19 protein-coding genes are annotated in these 17,573 nt (G+C 71.4%); 7 read left to right on the top strand and 12 right to left on the bottom strand.

Translation table 11 applies throughout. The features are described 5' to 3' along the window. Positions 1-63: 63 nt before the first annotated feature. Together CRYAR_RS07785 and CRYAR_RS45035 are read left to right on the top strand one after the other, a co-directional pair. Complete coding sequence (locus tag CRYAR_RS07785; RefSeq protein WP_169745010.1) at positions 64-1,836, top strand: asparagine synthetase B family protein; 1,773 nt, start codon at positions 64-66, stop codon at positions 1,834-1,836. A gap of 133 nt (positions 1,837-1,969) precedes the next feature. After that, positions 1,970-2,587 (top strand): Fur family transcriptional regulator, encoded by a 618-nt coding sequence (locus CRYAR_RS45035; protein ID WP_084701784.1) that lies wholly within the window; start codon positions 1,970-1,972, stop codon positions 2,585-2,587. Here CRYAR_RS45035 and CRYAR_RS07780 read toward each other — a convergent pair. Genes CRYAR_RS07780 through CRYAR_RS07770 form a run of 3 tightly spaced genes read right to left on the bottom strand, consistent with a single transcriptional unit; the run spans position 2,488 to position 5,213 of the window. Next, positions 2,488-3,408 carry a metal ABC transporter permease gene (locus tag CRYAR_RS07780; RefSeq protein ID WP_051569900.1) on the bottom strand — a complete coding sequence of 307 codons (921 nt, stop codon included), beginning with the start codon at positions 3,406-3,408 and terminating at the stop codon, positions 2,488-2,490. The genes CRYAR_RS45035 and CRYAR_RS07780 overlap by 100 nt on opposite strands. Then, positions 3,405-4,274 carry a metal ABC transporter ATP-binding protein gene (locus CRYAR_RS07775; RefSeq protein WP_051569899.1) on the bottom strand — a complete coding sequence of 290 codons (870 nt, stop codon included), beginning with the start codon at positions 4,272-4,274 and terminating at the stop codon, positions 3,405-3,407. The genes CRYAR_RS07780 and CRYAR_RS07775 overlap by 4 nt, the downstream gene beginning before the upstream one ends. A 3-nt stretch (positions 4,275-4,277) precedes the next feature. Next, positions 4,278-5,213, bottom strand: a complete 936-nt coding sequence (locus CRYAR_RS07770) for a metal ABC transporter solute-binding protein, Zn/Mn family (RefSeq protein WP_035849423.1) — start codon at positions 5,211-5,213, stop codon at positions 4,278-4,280. Positions 5,214-5,352: 139 nt separating this feature from the next. On the opposite strand from CRYAR_RS07770, the gene CRYAR_RS48515 reads away from it, so the two are divergent. Beyond that, entirely contained in the window at positions 5,353-5,838 is a 486-nt protein-coding gene (locus tag CRYAR_RS48515; protein ID WP_035849421.1) for a hypothetical protein, read from the top strand. A gap of 61 nt (positions 5,839-5,899) precedes the next feature. On the opposite strand, the gene CRYAR_RS07760 is transcribed toward CRYAR_RS48515, so the two are convergent. The 6 genes from CRYAR_RS07760 to CRYAR_RS07735 form a co-directional block, all read right to left on the bottom strand. Next, on the bottom strand, positions 5,900-7,216 hold the full coding sequence (locus CRYAR_RS07760; RefSeq protein WP_035849420.1) for a YcaO-like family protein: 1,317 nt from the start codon (positions 7,214-7,216) through the stop codon (positions 5,900-5,902). Beyond that, a complete protein-coding gene (locus tag CRYAR_RS07755) occupies positions 7,213-8,568 on the bottom strand; it encodes a YcaO-like family protein (RefSeq protein WP_035849418.1) in 1,356 nt (451 codons plus the stop codon). The genes CRYAR_RS07760 and CRYAR_RS07755 overlap by 4 nt, the downstream gene beginning before the upstream one ends. Continuing rightward, complete coding sequence (locus CRYAR_RS07750) at positions 8,565-10,100, bottom strand: CocE/NonD family hydrolase (protein ID WP_035849416.1); 1,536 nt, start codon at positions 10,098-10,100, stop codon at positions 8,565-8,567. The genes CRYAR_RS07755 and CRYAR_RS07750 overlap by 4 nt, the downstream gene beginning before the upstream one ends. Then, positions 10,097-10,927 carry a hypothetical protein gene (locus tag CRYAR_RS07745; RefSeq protein ID WP_051569898.1) on the bottom strand — a complete coding sequence of 277 codons (831 nt, stop codon included), beginning with the start codon at positions 10,925-10,927 and terminating at the stop codon, positions 10,097-10,099. Before CRYAR_RS07745 ends, CRYAR_RS07750 begins: the two co-directional genes overlap by 4 nt. A 78-nt stretch (positions 10,928-11,005) precedes the next feature. Further along, the gene (locus CRYAR_RS07740) at positions 11,006-11,194 is read right to left on the bottom strand and encodes a streptamidine-related RiPP repeat protein (RefSeq protein WP_035849414.1); all 189 of its coding nucleotides are present in this window, start codon (positions 11,192-11,194) and stop codon (positions 11,006-11,008) included. A gap of 89 nt (positions 11,195-11,283) precedes the next feature. Continuing rightward, positions 11,284-12,507, bottom strand: a complete 1,224-nt coding sequence (locus CRYAR_RS07735; protein ID WP_035849411.1) for an MFS transporter — start codon at positions 12,505-12,507, stop codon at positions 11,284-11,286. A gap of 284 nt (positions 12,508-12,791) precedes the next feature. Here CRYAR_RS07735 and CRYAR_RS07725 point away from each other — a divergent pair, with 284 nt between their 5' ends. Next, positions 12,792-13,184 carry an SCO5389 family protein gene (locus CRYAR_RS07725; protein ID WP_035849408.1) on the top strand — a complete coding sequence of 131 codons (393 nt, stop codon included), beginning with the start codon at positions 12,792-12,794 and terminating at the stop codon, positions 13,182-13,184. Between the two features lie 219 nt (positions 13,185-13,403). On the opposite strand, the gene CRYAR_RS07720 is transcribed toward CRYAR_RS07725, so the two are convergent. The 3 genes from CRYAR_RS07720 to CRYAR_RS07710 are packed head-to-tail and all read right to left on the bottom strand — an operon-like array spanning position 13,404 to position 16,269. Next, positions 13,404-14,387, bottom strand: coding sequence for an ABC transporter substrate-binding protein (locus CRYAR_RS07720; protein ID WP_035849405.1), 984 nt, complete (start codon positions 14,385-14,387; stop codon positions 13,404-13,406). Then, a complete protein-coding gene (locus tag CRYAR_RS07715) occupies positions 14,384-15,181 on the bottom strand; it encodes an ABC transporter ATP-binding protein (RefSeq protein WP_051569897.1) in 798 nt (265 codons plus the stop codon). The genes CRYAR_RS07720 and CRYAR_RS07715 overlap by 4 nt, the downstream gene beginning before the upstream one ends. Beyond that, positions 15,181-16,269, bottom strand: a complete 1,089-nt coding sequence (locus tag CRYAR_RS07710) for a FecCD family ABC transporter permease (protein WP_157017471.1) — start codon at positions 16,267-16,269, stop codon at positions 15,181-15,183. The genes CRYAR_RS07715 and CRYAR_RS07710 overlap by 1 nt, the downstream gene beginning before the upstream one ends. Before the next feature lie 390 nt (positions 16,270-16,659). Here CRYAR_RS07710 and CRYAR_RS50625 point away from each other — a divergent pair, with 390 nt between their 5' ends. The 3 genes from CRYAR_RS50625 to CRYAR_RS46890 all read left to right on the top strand — a co-directional run bounded on the left by CRYAR_RS50625 (position 16,660) and on the right by CRYAR_RS46890 (position 17,541). After that, on the top strand, positions 16,660-16,779 hold the full coding sequence (locus CRYAR_RS50625; protein ID WP_342673826.1) for a hypothetical protein: 120 nt from the start codon (positions 16,660-16,662) through the stop codon (positions 16,777-16,779). Beyond that, positions 16,776-17,081: a DUF4265 domain-containing protein gene (locus CRYAR_RS45030; RefSeq protein ID WP_245620415.1), complete on the top strand. Its 306-nt coding sequence runs from the start codon at positions 16,776-16,778 to the stop codon at positions 17,079-17,081. Before CRYAR_RS50625 ends, CRYAR_RS45030 begins: the two co-directional genes overlap by 4 nt. Positions 17,082-17,235: 154 nt before the next feature. Continuing rightward, complete coding sequence (locus tag CRYAR_RS46890) at positions 17,236-17,541, top strand: hypothetical protein (protein ID WP_157017469.1); 306 nt, start codon at positions 17,236-17,238, stop codon at positions 17,539-17,541. Positions 17,542-17,573 lie beyond the last annotated feature (32 nt).

Genomic DNA, 17,573 nt, shown 5'->3' with positions numbered 1-17,573 from the left:
GACCGCGGCACGGCGGCGGCGATGGCCGATGCTCAACGACACCGGGGACCGGATTCCGCGTCCGTGAACGATGCCACGCACTCCGCGATGCGGTTCGGGCGGTTGACCGTCAACGGTGGCCCCGACGGGGAGCAGCCCTTCACCGACCCGACCGGCCGCTGGCTCATCGCCGTCAACGGCGAGATCTACAACCACGCCGAGCTGCGCCGGCGACACCGGCTCCCGGCGAGCGACGCCGACTGCCGCGTCCTCGCCGACCTGGTCCCGCTTCTCGGCGACGCGACGTTCGCCCAGCTGCGCGGCATGTTCGCCGCCGTGATTCTGGACAGTCGGGAGCGGACGCTGCGGCTGGTGCGGGATCCGTTCGGCACCAAGCCGCTGTTCTGGGCCGTCCGCGGCGACCGGCTCTACGTCGCGTCGGAGTTGAAAGGCCTGTTCGCTTCCGGTCGCGTCGCAGCCGAGCCGGACTGGGCGGATGTCCTGACGGGCTCGGCCTTCCTGTCCGCGCGCCGCGGAGTGCTGCGCGACGACGTCACCCACTTCCGGGACGTGCACACGGTTCCGCCTGGCGCGATCGTCACCGTCGACCTGGCGACGGGAGCGATTGGCTCCCGGCGTTACCACTCGTGGGCGATCGGGACGGGCCCGGTCACCGAGCCCGAGGAGTACGTGGACGAGTACCGGCGGCTACTGCGCCGAGCGGTCGACCGCGCGTGCCTGTCCGACGCACCGGTCACGCTGCTCCTCTCCGGCGGTATCGACTCGGTCGCCGTCGCCGCTCTGGCGGCCGAGCACCGGCAGCTGACCGCCTGGACGGTGTTGTCCGCGTCCACGCAGGACACCGACTACCCCGCTGCGGTCCGCGCCGCCGCGGGCCTCGGACTGCCGCTGGGAACCGCCGACACCCGTACGACCGAACAGGCGCTGGACCTCGCGGACTGGTGCTGGGTGCTGCGCACCACCGAGACACCGCTCGCCGGGCCGGAGCAGTACTACAAACTGGCGACGCTGCACGCCGCACGTACCGCCGGGGATCCGTACACCGTGGTCCTCACCGGGCAGGGCAGCGACGAGTTCAACGGTGGCTACTCCGCGGGCTTCGCCCACGACCCGCCCGGCGGCTGGGACGGCTTTCTCGACGCGCTCCGCCTCGGACGGCAGCGGCACGCACTCGACCGGCTACCGGGCGCCACGCGCGCACTCGGCGAGCACCTGCCCGAGCAGTGGCTCAACGACGACTGGCTACGGACCCAGATCCCCGACTTGCCGTCGGATCCGTACGAGTACTGGATCACCGCGATGCGCGCCGGCCTGCAGCAGTACAACTGCTGGCACGAGGACCGCATGGCCGCGGCGTTCTCCGCCGAGAGCCGTCCGGTCTTCCTCGACGTCGACCTCGTCGCCCACGCGCTGTCAGTCCCGCCGGAGCTACGCCCGGACCTGCTGTGGGACAAACGAATCCTCCGGCAGGCAATCACGCCACTGTTGCCCGACCCGGCACTGGCCGACCGCCCGAAGGGCGCGTTCCACCTCCAGGCGGGTCAACGGATCGGCCAAGCCGCCATCGTCGGCCTGCTCACTCGGCACGGTGACGCGCTGATCGAGATGGCCACGGCCGGGCCGACGGGCAGTCGCGTGCTGGCGCCCTCGGCGCTGCGTACCGGGCTGGCGACCGTAGTGGCCGACCCCGACCTCACCGGCTTGAACAGCCTGCTCCGCCTGCTGTCGCTGGGCGCGCTGGAGACGCTGCTGAGTGCGGATTCCCCGTCGGCTGTCCCCGGTCCTGCGGTCACCGGGGCCGGCGCCGGCGAACTCATCGCAGGCGTTCAGCGCTGAGCCCGGCCAGCAGCTCGCCGGACTCCCGGTGCTCGTCGTCGCCCGTGAAGTACGCTCCCGCTCATCTTTTTCGGTAATGATTATCATTGGCGATAAGGTGGGTCGAGGCTACAGGCGCACGAGGAGCGAAGCGATGGCCGAGGGAACGCTTGCGGGAATGCGCACGACCAGGCAGCGCACGGCGGTGCACGCGTTCCTCAAGGAGACGCCGGAGTTCCGCAGCGCCCAGCAGATCTACACGGCGCTGCGGGCTCGTGGTGTGGAGCTGGGCCTGGCGACCGTGTACCGCACTTTGCAGACGCTGGCCGAAGCCGGTGAGGTCGACGCGGTCCACGGCGTACACGGGGAGCAGATGTACCGCCATTGCACGCCGGTGCATCACCATCACCTGATCTGCCGGTCCTGCCTGGCAACCATCGAGGTCACCGCGCCGGCCAGTGAGGCCTGGGTCGACGCGGTGGTGCGCGACAGCGGCTTCACCGACGTCAGTCACCGGGTCGAGATGTTCGGAACCTGCGCCGATTGCGCCGCCGTCGGCACGAAGCCCCGCCCCCGGATCGAGCCGGGCGCCCAGTCGCAGACGGCACCGCCGGGCGCCCGGCGACCAGCCGCCACGGGCCGACGATCCGGCCCGGGGACGCCCGGCGGCGCTCAGGCGGCGGTGACGACGGGAGTCCGCGACGGCAGGGCTCGTGCCGAGGACCAGCCTCGCCGCTGCCGCCGGGCACCGATGAGCCAGCAGACGAGGTAGATCGCGAACGCGATCGTGGTCACGTACGGGCTGATCGGGACGCTGCTGCCCAGTGCGAGCAGGATCCCGCCGAGCAGCGAGACCACGGCGAACGCGACGCTGAAGGCCACCATCCGGGCTGGCGCGACGGTCACCCGCGCCGCTGCGGCGGCCGGCGTCACGATGATGCTCAGTACCAGCAGGGCGCCGACGACCTGGACGGCCACCGCCACGGCCAGTCCCAGCAGGAGCATGAACGCCAGCGAGAGCAACCGCACCGGCACCCCACGGGCCGCGGCCAGCTCGGCGTCGAGGCTGGCGAAGCGCAGCGGTCGCCAGATCGCCAGCAGCCCCAGGAGTACGACCACCGAGACACCGACCAGCCAGGACAGCTGGGGGGTGTCGACTGCCACGATCTGCCCGGTGAGCAAGCCGAACTTGTTCGCGGCACGGCCTTTGTAGAGCGCGAGGAACAGGACGCCGAGCCCGAGCCCGAACGGCATGAGCACGCCGATGATCGAGTTCCGGTCGCGTGCCCGGCTGCCCAGCACACCGATCAGCAGGGCCGCGATCACCGACCCCGCCAGCGACCCGACGACGACGTTCGCACCGAGCAGCAGCGCTCCGGACGCCCCGGCGAACGACAGCTCGCTGATGCCGTGGACGGCGAACGGCAGGTCGCGCATCACGACGAACACCCCGGCCAGCCCACCGACGACACCCAGGACGGCGCCGGCGATGAGCGAGTTGTGCACCAGCGCGAGCAGCTGGCCGTAGTCGTCGAAGTTGAAGATCTGGTGCCAGAAGCTCGGAGGCGCGTCGGCGAGGACGGAGACGGTCATGCGGAGTGCACCTTCTCCGGGCGCGCCGGCTCGGGGTGCGCCGGGTCCGGGTGCGCCGGGTCCGGGTGCGCCCCGTGCGGATGGGCGGCTTCGGGCAGCCCGACGATGACGATGCGGTCGCGCAACCGGACGACATCGACGGGCGCGCCGTGCAGGGCGCTGAGTGTGTCGCCGGTCAGTACCTCGTCGACGGTGCCGAGACGGTGCTGCCCGTCGCCGGCCATGTAGAGCACGCGGTCGACGTAGGGCAGCACCGGGTTGATGTCGTGGGTCACGAACAGCACCGCGCTGTCGTGTTCCCGCCGCCACCGATCGACCAGGCTGCTGATCGTCTGCTGGCTGGTCACGTCCAACCAGGAGAGCGGCTCGTCGCAGAGCAGTAATCGCGGGTCGGCGACGAGCGCCTGCGCGATCCGGACGCGCTGCTGTTCACCGCCGGAGAGCGCGCCGATCGGCCAGTCGGCGTAGCTGAGCGCTCCGACTTCGTCCAGCGCGGCCCGGATCCGTCGCTCCCGGTCCCGGCCGGGGAGCCCGATACCCCACCGGTGGCCGTCGAGGCCCTGGCCGACGAGGTCCTTGGCCCGCTGCGGCATGGGCGAGTCGCTGGCGCGCTGCTGCGCGACGTATCCGACCGCGTTACTTCCGCGGCGCGGTCGGGCCCCGTCGACCAGGACGGTGCCGGAGCTCAGCGGCTGGAGGCCGAGAACGACCCGGAGCAGGCTGGTCTTTCCCGACCCGTTCGCGCCGAGCACGGCCAGGAACTCACCCCGCCGCACGGCCAGGTCGAGCTCCTGCCAGATCACCCGCGAACCGTAGGCGAGCGTCGCTCGCCTGACCTCCAGCAGGTCGTTTCTCGGGGCTGCCATGGCTCAGCCGAGGGCGGTCTGGAGCGAGGACAGCATGCCGCTCATCCAGCTCACGTAGTCCTTGCCCGGCGGCAGGGTCTCGGTGACCGCGACGACCGGGACACCGGCGGACTTCGCGGCGGCCACGACCTTGTCCGACTCCGGCCCGGCAGTCTGCTCGTTGTAGGCGAGTACCTTGACCTGCTTGGCGGTGAAGAGACCGAGGGTTTCCTGGAGCACGGCCGCCGGGACATCGGTGCCTTCTTCAACGGCCTCGCTGAACTCCTCCGGGGTCTTGTCGACCAGGCCGCTGGCCTGCAGGAGGTAGACCGGGACCGGCTCGGTGATCGCCGCGCCCTCACCGTTGTGCTTCGCCTTGATCGCGGCCGCGGCGCTCTCCAGCTGCTGGACCTTGCCGAGGAAAGTCTTCGCGTTGGCCTCGAACGTGGCCTTCTCGGACGTGTCCGCGGCGCTCAGCGCCTCGGTGATCTTGGGGACGAGCTTCTCGATCGACGGCAGGTCGTACCAGACGTGCTCGTTCAGCTCACCGTCCGCGGGCGCGGTCTTTCCGGAGACCTCGACCGCGTTGAGCACGGTGGCGTCGCCGTTGTTCGCGCTCTTGAGCATCGTGTCCATGAAGTCGTCGTAACCACCACCGTTCTCGATGACGAGGTCGGCCTTCGACAGCTTCAACTGGGTCTGGGTGTTCGCCTCGTACGAGTGCGGGTCCTGTGAGGGGTCGCTGATGATCGAGGTGATCTCGACCTTGGACGAGTCTCCGGCGATCTGCTTGACGATGTCGCCGTAGACGTTCGTCGAGGCGACGACCTGAGTGCTCTTCGCACCGTCGGACGCGGCGGTCGTGGCCCCGTCGTCCGACGAACCGCAGCCCGCCACCAGCGTCGCGACGGTAGCCAGGCCGACCGCGCCTAACGTCCATCGACTTCGTGAGGCCACCATATACGCACTCCTGAATATGACAATCGATATCGTTTCCATCTGAAGATAACACTGGCCGGTTGCCCCGGGCCGCTCCGGCACGGTCCGTGCCGCACCGCGTGCCGCCGCGTCGATCACCGATGAGCACTTGGGCCGTAACGTGTCCAGTGAGCTGGCTGACCTGCCGCTGCACGGGCGCGGCCGCTGGCGGCCGGGGTCGATGGAGGCGCTGGGCGCGCTCCTGGTCGTGCTGCTCCTTGCGCGGGGCCCGCTGACCGAGGTCTTCGACACTCCCGCGATGCGAACCTGGGCGACGGTGTTCGTGGCGATCGCCGTGCAGGCGCTGCCGTTCCTGGCCCTGGGCATGCTGATCGGCGCGGCGATGGCGGTGTTCGTGCCGCGGGGTTCTACGCCCGCGCGCTGCCCCGGCCGCCCGCGCTGGCCGTGCCGGTGGCGGGCCTGGCCGGGGTGGCGCTGCGGTCCATCTGACCCGGATCTCGATCAGCTGCTGCGCCGCCGACGGGCAGGCCTTGCGCATCCGGCTGGCCGGATCGGTGCCGGGCGGCCTGACCCCGGACACCTGGGTCACGGTGACCGGCCGCTACGACGGCAAGCCGGCCACCGACCCGGTCAGCGACGAAACTGACCGTCGGGACCTTCGAGCGTGTCTCCGCGCCGCGCGATCCCTACGACGGCTGAGCCTCCGGTCAGTGCGGCAGCGGCAGCGCCCGGTACGGACGCCCGTTCAGCGCGCGGCGCATCCGCTCACCGCCGAGGAAGGGCAGGCCCGCGGCGGCGTTGCCGTACAACCCGGGAACGACGACCCGAACGACGGTCAGCCCGGCCGACCGAACGTCCGGGGTCGTCAGATCGACCGACACCGGCCGGTGCCCGCGCTCGGCCGAGCGACGTACCAGGTCCGGCGTATCCCCGGTGTCTTCGTCGGGCAGTGCCCACGGCGTCCGGTCCCGCACGGCTTCGGCCAGCTCGTCGGCGAACCGCTTCTGATAGGCCGGGTCGAGCGCGAGTTGCAGGTGGGCGCCGTAGTCGACGACGTCGCGAAGGTCGTCGCGGCGCTGCGCGAGGTAGGAGCGGTCGGCGCGCCACGGGCTGAGCGGGCTGGTCGGGTGCCTGGCTGCTGCGGCGAATGGCCCGGCCGGGTCGTCGTACTCACCCAGCAGCAACAGGAGTTGGAGGGCCTCGCCCAGCGCCTTGAGCGCGGCGGCGACCGGCCCGGAACGGCAGCCGGTGCCCAGGCCGAGCCGGCCGGTCTCCGGGTCGGAGAGCAGCGCCCCGATCACCGGCACGTCGAACTCGTTCGGGAACGCCAGGAACGACGCTTCCAGCCGACGATGCGGACCGCGCGCGAGCCGGGACAGCCACGGCGGCGGCTCCACCGGCCGCAGGCCCGCCCGCCCGGTCCAGCCCAGCGTCATCGCGTCCCGCTCGATCACCTCGGCCAGCGCGTGCTGCTCGGCGATCTGCCGGGTCGGGCCGGCCGCCAGTCCCGCCTGCAGCACGGGTGCGAGTGGACGGTCGGCCAGCCGGTGATGGCCGGGCCAGACGAGCGCGGCGGGAACCGCCATCGGGCGGCGGTCGAGGAGGTCCGCGCCGTCGGCCCACTCGGTGACGGTGTCAGCGTCCAGGGGCGCGAAGGGAAAGCCGGGCTGGGCGTACTGGTCGCGGGAGTAGAGGGCGATCGTGGCCGGGTCGATCGCGTCGCCGTCCACGTCGCGATGGCGCGCCACGCGTAAGCCGGGCGGGATCAGGTGGGCGCAGTACCGCTCGATGCCTTCGCCGACGGCCGCGGCGAGAGCGGCGTCCGGATCACCGAACGTGTACCCGGCGCCGGCGGTGTCGCTGACCCAGTCGCTGAACGCGGAGCTGTCGGCAATGACGGACCGGACGAGCGTGAACGACCGCGGCACGTGGGCCGGGACGGGTCGGCGCTCGACCCGGCGGAGGATGCCGGTCCGCTCGTCGACCAGCGCGGCGACGACCCGTGGGTCGATCCGGCTGTTCATGCCAGGGGAAGGGGGTCGCGGACGAGCGTGTCCTCGGTGAGCGGTCGGTCGATCCAGCCGGCGTCCACCGGTACCTCGTAGAGCCGACGCCCGCCCAGGTACGGGAACGCAGCCGGGGCGTTGCCGTAGAGGCCCGGGACGACGACCCGGACGACGCAGAGCCCGGCGGCCCGCACGTCCGGTGTCGTGACGTCGACCGAGACGATTCGGTGACCGGCGTCGGTCAGCTTGGCCAGGTAGCTCTCGTAGGGATCCGCGATCCGCGGGATGTCGGCGAGCGCGATCCGGGGCGACTCCGGGCGCAGCCGCTCCAGCGGTGAGCCCTGCATCCGGGGGTCGAGGTAGAGCTGGGCGAGCGCGGGTAGATCCACGAGATCCCGGTAGTCGGCGCGGAAGCTCTCGGAGTACCGGCGGTCGGCGCGGAACGCCACGAACGTGTGCGGCAGGATCGTTCCGCGCTGCCGGGCACTCCAGAGCTCGCTGTCCGGGTCGGCCAGCTGTGCGGTCATCTGCAGCAGGCCGAGCGCTTCGACGAGCGCCTTGAGTCCAGCTTCGACCGGGTCCGCCCGGCATGCGCTGCCGAAGGCCACCAGTCCCCGGTCGGCGTCCTCGATGAACGCGCAGAGCACCGGGACGCCGAACGGTGACGGCACCCGCAGCAGCCGCACTCGTCGACGGTCCGCGTGCCGGTCGTCGAGCAGGTCGACGACGCGGTAGCCGTCGGCGACGAGTTCGGCCGGGGCGCCGCTGGCCCACCAGATCGTGGTCGCGTCCCGCTCGAAGAGTTCCTCGAGCGCGAACCGTTCGGCGTGCTCGCGGTCGGTACCGGCGGCGATGCCCGCGTAGGAGAGCGCGTGCAGCGGGCGACGGCCCGGTGGCCGGTAGTCGAGGTAGACCGAGGTGGCGGGCACCAGTACCGGGGAGTGGTCGCGGAGGTCTCTGCCCTCGACCCACTCGGCCTCGGTGTCCCGGCCGAACGGCACGAAAGGAAATCCCGGCGTCGCGTACTGCCGGTCGGAGTACAGGGCGAACGTCTCCGGGTCCAGCGCGTTCTCACCCCACTGCCGCCAGCTGCCCCGGAAAAGGTCCGGTGGCACGACGCGGCCGCAGTAGCGCTCGACGGCCTCGCCGATCGCGGCGCGGCGGGCCCGGTCGGGATCGCCGACCGCGGCTCCGAAGCCGAACGGGTCGGCGTGCCAGTCCGTGAACTGTCTGGTGTCGGCGACGGCGGCACCGTAGCCGACCCACGCGGCCGGCATCTCCGGGTACGGGTCGGGACGGACGGCGGTCAGCAGCCCGAACCGGGGGTCGACGAGCAAGGCTTCGGCGGGGGTGGGGGCATCCAGTGTCATGTCACCTGCTCCGGAAGCTCGACCCGGGTGCCGCCGGGCCCGGCGTGGATGGTTTGAGTGGCCGCCACGGTGTCGGTGGTGGTGTAGCGGTCGGCGCCGGTGTTGAGTGACCGCGCGAGGTACGGGAAGTCGCTGCTCGTGACTTCCAGCACCAGGCGCGAGCCCGCCGGGATCCGGACCGCGATCGGGGTCAGCGGGATGCGGTGGGCCGGGCCCGCGCTCCGCGACGTGTCGACGGCTCCGGAGGCCAGCGGCAGCACCCGTCCGTCGGTCGTCCGCTCGGAGATCCGGACGACGAAGTCGGTGGCCGGCGCATCGGTGGAAGCGGACAGGACCACGCAGGGTGTTCCGGCGAGGGTCATCGGCTGGTCCAGCGCCGGCCCGCACCAGCGGACGACATCGGTGCGCCCCTCGAGTTCCGCCCGGTCGGCGCCGGGCTCGCTGGACGGCAGGGGATCCTTCGGGTCGTAGACGTAGGTCCGGGCGCTTCCGGTGTCCGGTGGCGTGTCGGCGAGGGTGTCGTCGCCGGTGGCCCAGAGAACCGTGGGGGCGGTGGGCGGTGGCCATGCGGGCGAGCTGCTCCAGCCGGCCCCGACGACGAATACGTCGGCCCGGCTTCGTCGGGCGCCGCCGAGGATCTCGCGCAGCCACCTCACCTGGCGCGGCCCGAGCGGTATCCGGGAGTCCGGGCCGTGGTCGCGGCCACCGATGCGGGTGGTCGGTGCCCAGACGAATCCGTGGTCCCACGGACCGAGCAGCAGCTGCCGCCCCGGCCGGGGGCTGACCGCGGATCCGACGACGTCCCACTGGCGTAGGGTCTCGGCGAGCAGCAGGTCGTACCAGCCGCCGACGTGGAACGCCGCGCCGGGAAAGGCGGCCAACTCGGCGTCAGTGATCGCTTCCGGTCCTTCCGCGCCGGGTCCGCCGGTGATGGTGTCGCTCCAGTGCTCCAGGCGGGCCCACATGCGCTCCGCGATGCCGACGACCGGCAGGTGGTGCAGCCACTGCGGATCGCGCCTCGCGACCTCGGTGACCAGGCCTTCGCGGCTGGTGCGGGACTCGGCGCGGGTGAGCCACCAGGTGGCGTGCTCGGCGAGCCGCAGGATGCCCGCCGGGTCGAACTTGACACGGTCGAGGCCCATCGCCGGGCCGGTGCTGAGCACCGCGCGGACCGCGTCGGGGCGGGTCACGGCGGCGGCCCAGGCCGTGTACCCGGCGTAAGAGCCGCCGGTGGTGACCAGCCGCCCGTCGCACCAGGGCCGGCGAAGCACCCAGTCGATCAGCGCGGCACCATCGGCGCGCTCGTTGCGGTAAGGGCTCCAGGCACCGTCGGAGTCGTGGCGGCCACGGACGTCCTGGGCGACGAAGGCGAATCCGCGAGCCGCCCACGCCTGGCCTTCCGCCCGGTGTGCGCTGCGCCCGTAGGCGGTGCGGGTCACGACGACCGGCGCCGGAGCGGCCGCCGGGTAGACATCGGTGGCCAGCGGTGTGCCGTCTTCCCCGGGGACGCGGAGGTTGAGCCGGGGCGTCACCGAGCTGTTCCCGCCGGAACCGAGGCGGTTTCCGGGAGCGGGAGCACCGGGTGCCGGGTCACCGTCGCGTGAGCCGGATCGAACCCGAGCTGGTGTCCCGCTGCGGCGGGAGTGCCCGTCCGCCGGTACCGCAGCAGGTCACCGACGAGAAGGCCGGCGACGACAGCCGCACCCGCCGGATCGGGCCAGGGCACCGGAGGCAGCGCAGCGTCACTCTCCAAGTAGGCCCAGAACCCGCGCAGTTCATCGGGAACCCCGGAGGCAGCCAGCCGCCGTCCTCGGGTGTCGCGATAGGACGCCGTGCGGCCCGGCACGTACATCGGCCCGAGATAGTGGCGCGTGCCCTCGACGTAGCTCAGGTGCCATGCGGTCCCATGCCGGCGGCACCAGTCGTCGAGCGCACTCCAGGCCTGGTCCGTGAGCCATCCTCCGCAGGTCACGATCGTGTCCGCTGCGCGGACGTCGTCCTCGGTCAGAGCGCCGGCGCAGGGCGGACGCAGATCGGCGTACGGCTCCAGCAGAGTCCGCACCGCGCGTCCGATCGGGTTGTCGCCTGCGACGACCACCGTCCACGGCTGTGCCGCCTGCGAGTCCGCCCGGACCGGTTGCGCGAGCGCACCGCGGCGAGCGAGGCCGCGCTCCAGCTCGTCGACGAGCTCGCCTCCGCCGGCTTCGGCCGTGTTGTGGAGGCGGTTCTGCGCGTGGGCGAGCGCCTCGTCGGGGCCGCCGATGCGGGTGATCTGGTCGCCCGGTGCGTAGAGGCGCCAGACGTCGTCGGCGCCGCGGAAGAGGTGATGGCCAGGGGCGAGGGTGACGTGGTCGGTCATGGACGCTCCGGTCTGCCAGAAGGACTCGGACGGGGCAGTGCCCCGCGCCGGAGCGCGGGGCACTGCGGTAGGGCCGGGTCAGTGCGCCCAGGCGAACGGGTTCGCGACCAGCGCGTTGGTGCCGACGCCCTGCAGCGCCGACATCACCACCGGCTCCTGCACGTCCTCGAACGCGAACGGGTTGGTCACCAGCGCATTGGTTCCCGGCCCCTGCAGGGCCGACATGACCACGGGCTCTTCGATGGGCTCGAACGAGAACGACTCCATGGGAGGCTCCTCTCTGTAATGAAAACCGTTTTCATTACGAGAGTGACGGTAAACGGCCCTCCCGGTTGCGGGCAAGGGGTTCTCCGAAGTCAGGGGCGAACGACCGGTTCGGGCCGCGGCGTCCGCACGTCGAGGCGCCACAGCCGGCCACCGGCTCCGACCAGCGCGGACGTTGCGACCCCGGCGCCCGCGATCAGCAGCGCGGCCCGCACGTCGAACACCTCGGCAAGAACGCCGCCGAGCGCGGCTCCGAGCGGCTGGCCGCCCCAGGCGATCATCCGGGCGGTGGTGTTGACGCGGCCCTGCAACGCATCCGGGGTGGACTCCTGCCGCAACACGATGCCGTTGAGGTTGACCAGGACGTGAGCGGCCTGCCAGGCGGCCAGCGCGACGAGCCCTCCGACCAACCCGGTACTGAGCGCCCAGGCCGAGACCGCGACCCAGCCGGCCAGCAGCCCGGCGAGCGTGATCCGGCCGACCGTCAGCCGGCCCCGGATCGGTGGGAGCAGCATCCCGGCTAGCAGGCTTCCCGCGCCGGCGGCGGCGTAGAGCAAGCCGATCCGGCCGTCGCTCTCACCGAGGTCCAGGTTGCGCACCGCGGCGACGACCACGAGGCCCAGCACCGCGCCGCCGGTCAGGCTGTTGCCGACGCCGAGCAGCGTCAGCCATCGGATCGCCTGGTGGTTCCACAGGAACCGCAGCCCTTCGGCGATCTCCGCCCGCATCCGTCGAGGACCTTCGGGGACCGTCACCGGCGGGAGGACGAGACGGTGCAGCAGGACAGCCGCGACGGCGAACGAGGCGGCATCCAGGCCGAGCGTCCAGGCCGGGCCCAACACCGCCATGCTCAGTCCGCCGACGGCCGGGCCGGCCACCGTCACGATCGTATTGGCGGTGTTGAGCCGACCGGTCGCGCCGGCGATCCGGTCCCGGCCGACCAGCGTGGGCAGCACTCCGAACGTGGCCGCGTCCGAGAAGACGAACAGCGTCGCCACACCGCCGGCGACGACGAGCACGTGGGCGGGCGTGAGGGCACCCCAAGCGTCGGCAACCGGCACGCTGGCCAGCAGCAACCCGCTCAGGAGTGCGGTGACGACGAGCGTGCGGCGCCGGTCCCAGCGGTCGGCGAGCGCACCGGCCGGCAGGCCGAGCAGCAGGTAGGGCAGCGCCTCCAGCGCAGTGGCCAGTCCGGTCAGCGCGGCGTTGCCGGTGCGCTCGTACAGGAGCACGGGAAGCGCGACCAGCGTGAGTGCCGAGCCGGCCCAGGACACCGTTCGCGCCACGAAGAAGCCGCCGAACCCGGGCCAGTCCACAAGCACCCTCCAATACGGAAATGACAACGGTTTGCAATTATGCTCAGCGGGCGCGAATCTCGATTCTCAACACCTAAAGTGATCTTTCGATCGCGTTCAGCTATATGAACGTGATATGCATTTTCAGAGCGCTGACCGGGAAGAGGCTCGCTCGCAGCGTCGCGAGTGGAGCAGTGCCGTCATCCGCCCGGTCCACCGCGCTCAGGCCCGACGTGACCGCCACGACCACCGCCTCCGGCGTCGTGTCCCGGCGCCGCGGGCCGATCCCCTCGAAAGGAGCACCCATGTCCCTGGACGTCCCCACCGCTCTGCTCGAACGCGCCGAACGCGGCGAAGCCACCGACGCCGAGTTCGTCGACTGCATCCGCACCTCGTTGCCGTATGCCTGGTCGGTCGTCACCGGTGTGATCGCCGACCTGGAGTCCGGCACCGCGCCGTTCGCCGACGACTCCACCCCGCCCCCGACCGAGGCCGAGCGCGGCCAGTTGCTGCGTGCCCTGGCCAGCGACGCGATCCGCGGTGGCCTGGAGCGCCACTTCGGCGTCACGCTGGCGTTCCAGAACTGCCACCGGGTCGGCGCGTTCCGCCCGGAAGCCGTCGGTGGTGCCGAGTACCAGGAGTTCGTGTCGGTGCGCGGTCAGCTGCTCAACCAGTCCCCCGAACTGCGTGACTGCTGAGCCGCGCGACCCCTGAATCACCGGTGATCGACCTGTTCCTCCCCGCCGGGGTCCCTTCCCGGCGGGGAGGGCGGGCCGGACGACTACGGCGCCGGTCGGTTGCTGCTCGCCGTGGAGGCTGCCGGCGGTCCCGAGCGGGTCCTGGAGTCGATCCAACGCGTCGCCGCCGAGGTACTGCCCGCCGTCCGGGCCACGAGTCCGTCGGGCGGGAGGTCGCGCTCAGGCGCCGTACGCCTGCTTCGCGGTCTGCTCGATCAGCGTGACGATGTTGACGCCGCCGCCGCTGATCTCGAGGTTGGAGATCCCGAAGATCTTCCCGGCGGTCACCGCAGGGCTCGCGGCGAACTCCTTCCGCGCGGCGGCCAGCGCCTCGTCACCGCCCGCAGGATCGTCGTGGGCGATGAACAGCGCATCCGGCTTGACGGTGAGCACCTTCTCGGCGCTGATCTCGGCGAAGTTCTCCTTCAAGTCGCCGAAGACGTTCGTCAGCCCGGCACCTTCGAGGATCGCGTTGTAGTACGACCCGGACAGCGCGTAGACCTTGCCGTCGTAGACCTGGATCATCGCGACCTTCGCGGGAGCGGCGTTACCGCGCGGCTTCTGCGCCTGCGCGACCCGCTTCTTCAGATCAGCGACGACGTCGACGGCTTTCGGTCCGACGCCGAAGATCTTCCCGAGTTTCTCGACGTCGGCGTAGACGGCGTCCACCGTGCCGGGCGCCGGCGCGGCGAGGCAGTAGCCGCCCAGCACGTAGGCGTGCCCGTTCTGGGCGGCCAGGTCGTCGGGTGTGGCGGTGCCCTGCTGGCCGGAGATCTGGTTCTCGTCGTTCGCCAGGAACAAGTCGGGGCGCGCGGCGAGCACCGCTTCCTTGGCCGGCTGGAAGTCCGGGGAGACCTCGGTCGCCGTGAATCCATCCGGCACCTTGACGTTGCTGCCGCTCACGTAGCCGGTCACCCGGTCAGCGACGCCGAGCGCGGCGAGCGTCCGGATGGAGGTCGCCCAGCCGAGGACGACCCGCTGCGGCGCGGCGGTGAACGTCTCGGAGCGTTTGCAGCTCTCGACCGTGACGGGATAGTCGGCGCCGGCCGAACGGGACGCGGACGCCTGCGCGACGGTGCCCTCGCCCCCGCACCCGGCGACCGCCAGGGTGAGCGCCGCAGCGGCACCGATCGACAGGGCTGCGGATCTGAGCCGGCTGCTCATACGTGCTCCTTCATCTGGGTGACGGATTCCGGGGACGGCGCGAAGGCAAAACCGCGCTGCCCGGTCAGTGGGTTGGTGACGAGCGCGGCGCGCACGCCGTAGACCTCGGCGATCAGATCCGCGGTCAGCACGTCGGCGACCGGCCCGGACGCCACCAGCCGCCCGGCGCGCAGGACACAGATCTGGTCGCAGTAGGCGGCCGCGAGGTTGAGGTCGTGGAGCGCGGCGACCACGGTGACGCCCAGACCCCGCACCAGCTCGAGCAGTTCGAGCTGGGCCGTGACGTCAAGATGGTTGGTCGGCTCGTCGAGCACCAGGATCGGCGTGTCCTGAGCCAGCGCCCGGGCCAGGAACACCCGCTGGCGCTCACCCCCGGAGAGGCTGCTGACCGGTCGCTCGGCGAGATGCTCCACGCCGGTGCGGGCCAGCGCGGCGTCGACGGCGCGCTGGTCCTCGCCGGTCGCACGACCGAGCAGGTTCTGGTGCGGGACGCGACCGAGGCCAACGACCTCGCGGACAGTGAACTCGAACTCGGTCGGATCGTCCTGCATCACGACGGCGGTGCGGCGGGCCGCTTGCCGGGCGGTCAGGCTCCACACGTCGGTATGACCGAGGAGCACGGCCCCGCGTGCGGGGCGTAAGGCCCGGTAGACAGTGCGCAGCAGCGTGGTTTTCCCGGAGCCGTTGGGTCCGAGCAGTCCGACGAACGCGCCCGACGGCGCGTCCAGCACGGCGTCGGCCACGATCGTGCGGCCGGCGATCGCGACGTCGATCCCGGTGGCGGAGACGCGCATCATCGGCTCCCGTGGTGGGAGGAACGGAGCAGCCACAGGAAGAACGGGGCGCCGAGGGCGGCGGTGACGATGCCGATAGGCAGCTCCACCGGCGCGCGGACCGTCCGGGCGGCGATGTCGGCCAGCGGAAGGAACACCGCGCCGAGCAGTACCGAACACAGCAGCATCCGGCGATGCTCGGCACCGACCAGGAGCCGGGCGACGTGCGGCACCACCAGCCCGACGAACAGGATTCCGCCGGACACCGCGACCAGGGTCCCGGTCATCAGCGCGACCACGAGCATCAGGCCGAACTGGAACCGGCCGACCGCGATGCCCAGCGCACCGGCCATCTCCACGCCGTTGGCCAGCGCGTTGAGCCGGCGCCCCTGCAGGACCAGGCCGATCGTCGCCGCGGCTACCACCACCGTGGGCAGCGGTAACTGCTCCCAGCGGGCGCTGGAGACGCTGCCCAGACTCCAGAACAGCACTCGCGTCACCTGGTTCGGCGTCGCGATCGTCTGCAGGAAGTAGGTCACCGCCGACACCAGATAGCCGACCGCGACGCCTGCGAGCACGAGCCGGGCCGGTGGCCAGTGCCCGTGCCGGCGACCGAGCAGGAACGTCAGGGCGAAGGCGACCAGCGCCCCGACGAACGCCGCCGCGGACAGCGAGAGCCCCGCCGTCGCGGACGCACCGAGAACGATCACGGTCACCGCCCCCAGGCCGGCACCGGGTACGACCCCGATCAGGTACGGATCGCCGAGTGGGTTGCGGACGACGGCCTGGATCACCGCTCCGGAGACCGCCAGGCCGGCGCCGACGACGACCGCGAGGACGGCACGGGGCAGCCTCGTCGTCCAGATGATCTGGTCGGCGATCGGGTCCAGACCGGTGACCGGCAGGCCCAGATGGTGGGCGATCACGTCGAGGACAGTGCCGGGGGCGATCCGGACCGCGCCGATCGCGACGCCGAGCACGACGACGACCAGCAGCGCCAGCGTCAGCGCGCCGAGAAGCCCGGCGAACCGGCGCGGCGACGCGAACGGCGGCCCGCCCGGTCGCCGCGCGGCGGCGCCGGTCTCCGTGCGTATGAGGGTCGTGGTCATCGTGTCTCCGTCGCTCATCCCGACGGTCACGTACCGGTCGGATCCCGCGAGCGGACCCTAAACGAAAATGAAAACTATCGTCAATACGCGCCGCGGCTGGCGTCCATGTGCCGGTCACGACCGACGCCACGACGTAGCCGGGGTGAACGGTCGCCACCATTCGTCAGCCGACCGCGACCGTGCGCTCGACCCCCGGCGCCTTCACCTCGCGCCTGACGCTCGATAGGCCATGATCGTTGTTCCGGAAACGAGCGCATCTGTCATGCCGGTCGTGAACTCGCACGACGGCCCAGCCACCCGCTGCCGCGTCGTGGTCGACGTCCGTGCTGACACGCGTCGAACCGACGGGGAGGGTTGTGGGCGACTCAGCTGAGCGCCGACACGGCCCGGGTGGACAACGTGCCCTTCGTGCCGGACGGCGTGGCGCAAGGCGATGTGGTTCGGTTCGAGACGAACGCGGACGGTGTGCGGTCGTCCCGGGAAAGGTGCAGGCTTCCGGGCACTGCGTGATCCGGGGACTGCCGGTTCCTTCCGGCCCGCTGGGGCCAGACCCGTCGGCGGCGCATGCGAAGTTCGCCCACTTCGGCTCGGGCGGCGAGGTGTTCAGCGCGCAGCTGCCGCTCGTCGCGTTCGACGTTCCCGCCGATGCCCGCTTCCGCGAGATCAAGCAGGTGCTCACCGACGGCGTGTCCGGCGGCTGGTGGCATTTCGAGGAGGGCTGCGCAACCGACCCCTGGTGGAATGCGGAGCTCAGTCTGGAATGTTTTCCCCACTGTCGCCGACCATCACGCGCTGCCAGTTCACACCAATAAGGTCAGTCGCCACAGCTGAAGCCGCTAGATTGCCGCCGGTCCAGGCTTGCCGGTCCGTCGATTCTCCGACGCGCGAAGCCGTCGAGGTGGATTCGCACCGGGGATGACGTCGATACGAAGATGCTCCTTGGTGAGGTGCTTAAGCTCGGCGCCGTTGATCAGCGTGGTCCGATTGCGCTGGGCAAACTGCTCACTGGTGCGGCTGAACCACGCTGCGCGTCGTGATCCCACGCTTACCTTCCATGCCGAGCCGCCTCGAGCACTTCGAAGCGACGGCCTCGACTTCCAACCCGTCGCCTACGCGCTCGACCTCATCCTGCCGATCCTCGACCTCGGTCAAGAGCGGGCCTTCACACCCGTCGGACCGACCCGCTGGGTGGCGTGGGCTGCCGTTCCGGCCGGCTGGCTGCTTGCCACGACGGTGATCGCGGGCATCACCAGGCGGATGAACCGGACATGAGCGGGACCAGGACCCACTGGAAAACTGTCAGT

Origin of the sequence: Cryptosporangium arvum DSM 44712 (genome assembly GCF_000585375.1) — a bacterium.
Lineage (GTDB): Bacteria > Actinomycetota > Actinomycetes > Mycobacteriales > Cryptosporangiaceae > Cryptosporangium > Cryptosporangium arvum.
Note: the sequence above shows the minus strand (reverse complement) of the source record. Positions and strands in the feature narration are given on the sequence as shown.

Coding starts and splice junctions, on each gene's coding strand:
- CRYAR_RS45035 (WP_084701784.1), top strand. CDS start 1,970: ATGGCCGAGGGAACGCTTGCGGGAATGCGCACGACCAGGCAGCGCACG.
- CRYAR_RS07755 (WP_035849418.1), bottom strand. CDS start 8,568: ATGACACTGGATGCCCCCACCCCCGCCGAAGCCTTGCTCGTCGACCCC.
- CRYAR_RS07780 (WP_051569900.1), bottom strand. CDS start 3,408: ATGACCGTCTCCGTCCTCGCCGACGCGCCTCCGAGCTTCTGGCACCAG.
- CRYAR_RS07740 (WP_035849414.1), bottom strand. CDS start 11,194: ATGGAGTCGTTCTCGTTCGAGCCCATCGAAGAGCCCGTGGTCATGTCG.
- CRYAR_RS07770 (WP_035849423.1), bottom strand. CDS start 5,213: ATGGTGGCCTCACGAAGTCGATGGACGTTAGGCGCGGTCGGCCTGGCT.
- CRYAR_RS07760 (WP_035849420.1), bottom strand. CDS start 7,216: ATGAACAGCCGGATCGACCCACGGGTCGTCGCCGCGCTGGTCGACGAG.
- CRYAR_RS07745 (WP_051569898.1), bottom strand. CDS start 10,927: ATGACCGACCACGTCACCCTCGCCCCTGGCCATCACCTCTTCCGCGGC.
- CRYAR_RS07725 (WP_035849408.1), top strand. CDS start 12,792: ATGTCCCTGGACGTCCCCACCGCTCTGCTCGAACGCGCCGAACGCGGC.
- CRYAR_RS07710 (WP_157017471.1), bottom strand. CDS start 16,269: ATGACCACGACCCTCATACGCACGGAGACCGGCGCCGCCGCGCGGCGA.
- CRYAR_RS07775 (WP_051569899.1), bottom strand. CDS start 4,274: ATGGCAGCCCCGAGAAACGACCTGCTGGAGGTCAGGCGAGCGACGCTC.
- CRYAR_RS07715 (WP_051569897.1), bottom strand. CDS start 15,181: ATGCGCGTCTCCGCCACCGGGATCGACGTCGCGATCGCCGGCCGCACG.
- CRYAR_RS07720 (WP_035849405.1), bottom strand. CDS start 14,387: ATGAGCAGCCGGCTCAGATCCGCAGCCCTGTCGATCGGTGCCGCTGCG.